Source organism: Clostridium sp. OM05-6BH (assembly GCF_003481635.1).
In the GTDB taxonomy this organism is placed as follows: domain Bacteria; phylum Bacillota; class Clostridia; order Lachnospirales; family Lachnospiraceae; genus Butyribacter.
Map to the genome: position 1 here is coordinate 1 of NZ_QULH01000039.1, position 4456 is coordinate 4456.

Below are 4456 nucleotides of genomic sequence, written 5' to 3' on the forward strand. Positions count from 1 at the left end.
CTGACACTGCGACAACTTTGAAGGTATGACCATCAAGCACTGCGGAAGCTGCTATCGTAATGCTCTTACTCTTCTTGCCGACAGGCTTCACATAAGCAACTGTGCCGCCCGATGAAGTGATGGAAAGGATCTTATAGTAAGCCTTTGTCTTCGTGTCTTTGACACGCTGTCCCTTGCGAAGCTTCTGTACAGAAGTATTCGGTGCAGTGGATGAATGTGTTGGATTTTTCGCTGCATTTGCCCCCGGAGTGACCGTTGGTCTTACTGATGGCTTAATAGTTGGGCTTACCGTTGGCTTAACGGATGGTGTAACGGTCGGTTTCACCGTTGGTGTTGCAGACGGCTCCTGATCTTCCTGATACAGGATCACATATGCCGTATTGTTATTCATATCATAATCTCCGCCCTTTGGCTCTGCATACAGCGTAAGATATGCCGCTTTGTTCTTGTTATAGGTAAGGTCCTTCTTATCCACCGTGAAAGTGAGCTGTTTGGAGCCATCGGCCTGCAGAGTAATCCCTTTCCTGCTCTGTAGCAGGGATGACTTTTTCTCATCTCCATACAAATATACATCCGTGTCTGCCGCCATGGTACTTGTATTTTTCACAACTGCCGTGATCGTAAGCTGATCTTCTGTCTCCTCACCGGACGCTTCAACTGCAACATCCGCCTGACCGACTTGATCCGTCACACTGCTGTCTGTCGTGTCGTCCTGGCCCTCTGCCAATGCCGATATGTTCACACTCTGTTCCGTATCCACATCACTCAGATCCACATACGCCGTATCGACCACACTCGCTCCCGGTGCGATATTTACGGAGATCGTTTTCTTCACGATGGTTCCATCCGCAAGCTTCACCAGCAGATCCAGATGATCGATCGCTGTATCCTCCGTATTGGTAACCATATATCTGACCGCTGTCTTGCCATCCTGTATGTCACTCTCATCTACATACGCACTAACAAGCTGCAAATGATTTGCCTGCTCTTTCGTAATGTCCACTAAAACATTCAAACCGGAATCGGCATTTTCCGCATTTGCCACGATCTCCCAGTCACCGTCTTCCTTCAGGATCGGTGAGAAATATCTCCAGTAAGTGCCTTCCTGCTCACAGACCACGACCGGCTCTGACCATCCATCGTCTGTCTTCATAGACGCCAGGATCTGCCCCTTACCAGTCTCTTCCTCATATCTGCTCCAGATATAACCGCTCTTGTCCCCATTGGTGCAATACTGCACAGCAGAGCCAAATGCACTCTCCCCCGCCGAGAAGGAAGTGACGCTGCCATCGGATATCTGATAACGATACAATGTACCATTTACCACCATACTGACAGCCCCGTCTGTATACTGCAGACCGGATACGGCACCATCCTCTGCGTCCATCATCAGATCTTCCAATGCCGGTATTACCTGTCCGTTCGTGTCAAAAACAGCATTGATGCCGTTTGCCTGTCCATCATAGACCGCCTCCGTCTTACCATCCTTCTCATATACCGTATAAGAATCGATCGTGCCGGGTGCCTGTGACAGCACCTCTTCGCCGTCAAAGTCCGTGCCATTCCACTTAGCCGTGCAGATACTGTTGTTTCCACTCTCCTGCATCATGTCACCCGCATCATTTCTGACCCATGCGACAGTAATATCCTCGCCGTTGGCACAAATCTGCGGCATCATGTCACAAACATCATTGTCCGTCACACGGACTGCCTCTCCAAAAGTTCCCGTCTCCTCATCAAAGATCGAACAATAAATCTCCGAATTCTGTGCCATCTCTTTCAGCACTGCATCACTGTCGGCACTGATGTCTCCTGCCGTCTTCGCTTTCTGCTTTTGCCATACGAGAACAAGCTTTCCATTCACGACCTTCATATCCGCAAACAAATCCGCATTGCCATCATCACAGACCGCACGATCTTCGGACCATCTGCCATTCTCCCATACAGAATATTTCAGCACAGAGCTGTCGAGCGTCTCACGACTTGCGTCATATGCCTGATACACCATAACTTTCCGGTCTCCGATCTGTACCTGCTTTGGCAGCGATGCCGGCAGGATGCCTTCCTTCAAAGTCGTCACGATACCCCTTGTATCCGACTGCGCCTGTGCTTTCTTGCGGGAAGAGCTCGTCTGATCCTTCTTCGGATACCATTTGCTTTCTGCCTTCGCAAAGGATGTGTCCATCGCAGACAGAACCCCGTCACTCAGGGAAACATCGTCTAGGATCCCCAGCTTCTTTTTGCCTGTCGTATCCCACATTGTCCAACTCTTTTTTGCCAAAGTGTGATTCCAATCAATGACAAATGCCACCTTGACATGAACCCCTGCCTCTACTTGAATCTCCCCCTTTGTTGCAGGAAGTATCGTGACAGGGAATGAAGCAGATCCTTTCGCACCAATTGCCGCAACCTTATCAATTCCATAACCACCTTCTAAGCCGATGGCCGGTGTGATTTTTACACTTCCGCCAAGTGACGGAAATGTTTTTTGTGCATAGTCATACTCCCCCTTAATCTCTCCGGACAGTTTTCCGGAACCGCTCAAATTCAGGTACATCGGACCGATCGGTGTCGCAAACTGCCAGCTTACACTCCCTTTCCATTCCGCGTCCATAGCCAGTGCTCCTGTCCCTGATATTTTATTGCCATTTTTGTCATATTTGTTTTCAAAATATCCCATCGCAGATATTGTTGGCTTTTTGCTTAATTTACTGACATCCATCACATTCAGTGCCTGTACACCCCATGTGTTTCTGTATTCGTTCAGACAATTATATTGCCCTGAATTCTTTTTCGCTTCCTCTACATCTTTCTTGAAAGTCGTCCACTTCGCATCTTCATCCAACCAGTCGCTCTTTCCAATTCCAACACTTCCGCGGATCGTATAGCTGCCATCTTCCTGATCCACTTTACGAGTTATCGTGATCGGAAAAGAAGAAATTTTCAAAGTCCAGTTCTGCGGAAAGAATTGGGCTGTCTCATCGTCTGTCGTACCGGAAACATCCTCTCCCAATATCAGACTGCCGCCATTTCCTTTGGTCTCACTATCCGATGTCGGAGTTGTTACCGTCACTTCACATGTGGTCGTAGAACCGTCAGCTGCCGTTCCGGTAATGGTTGCCTTCCCTTCCGAGATTCCGTCCACGGACCACAAACCTGTCGCATCCCATACTTCCTTAGAGCCATTTGCCGTAGCAAGCGTCGTCGCTGTCGTAGGCAGGATAAATCCATAGTAATTGACCCGTGCCACACTCGGATCCGAAGAAGTCCATGCGACCTGACTTGTCATCTGCTTCAATGCATCCAGACTATCCTCATATGCCTTGGCACACATTGTCGCCGTGTGACCTACATCCACGTTGCATACGGCATCGCACTGTAACTTTCTTTCCTGCGCACTCGCAGCATCTGTCGGAGTGGGGGTTGCAACGGATACGCTTCGTCCATCGGAAGATACGGTGCCCGCATAGGGCCAAAGATTAGAGGAGGAAAGATTCAAATGCAAAGCGGGGCGTACACCGACATATCCATAGTAAACATGGCTACTGTAATAGAGGCCGTGGCCACTGCTAGTGACATCTGAGGCATAATAACCAGAGCCGCCCGGCGAACGCAACCACCAAGGGTCGGCTTTGCCGACATCATCCATACCGCTTTTCCCGGCAACATATGCAGTATTTGTTGCCACTCGAGTCTCACTACTCGTATTAAATGTACTATTAAACCCATATGACGCATTACTTGCCTCTGCGATAGACAACAGATACACTTTGTCATTCGTATCATTGCCGCCCTCTGTGCCATAGTAGGGATTATCTTCATTCACAACCGTCACCTGCCTGATGACATTCTGCTCTACCGATGTAAACGCTGCATCAATGAAATTGTCACTGCTATAATCAATGCTGTCCACATTAGATGATGCGCCATATCCGTTCAACCAGCTACGCATAGTACAAGTTTCCCAAGTAACTTTGCTCTCTGATTTATTATATGGTCCTGCATCCAGGTTCTGATCCGCCAACAGAAAAGCATCATCACCATCTACCGACAGTACACGCCATTTGATCGGCTGCTTCTCATCATTTTCATCGGCAACTCCGTCACCGTTTGTATCATTCTGCCAGTAGTTTCCGAAGTATACACAGTCCCATGTCGTGACTCCGTTACTATCCGTGGTCGGATTGTTTAGTCCATAGTCTGCTGCCTGTGCCTGACGGGGCATGGTGATCCCGGTCGACAGCGACAATACCATCGACAATGTCATGAGTATGGCGATGGAGCGTTTGAGTGTTGTTTTGTGTTGTTTCATCTTGTGTCTCCTCCCATAGGTTTCTGCAACTTGTTGATTGCTCCTATCAGCTCTTTACTTTGTTACCCTTACCGTCTTATTGCCCTTTTTCTTCAGGAACTTCTTGTATACCTTATATTGTTTCTTTGGCACTTTGACGGTCAG

At 48.5% G+C, this 4456-nt stretch carries 1 protein-coding gene; it reads right to left on the reverse strand.

Annotation, left to right across the window (positions count from 1 at the left end; all coding sequences use genetic code 11):
• A partial coding sequence (locus DXB73_RS14245; protein WP_182448518.1) for a DUF6273 domain-containing protein occupies window positions 1-4312 on the reverse strand: 4312 nt, incomplete at its 3' end.
• Between the last annotated feature and the right edge of the window lie 144 nt (window positions 4313-4456).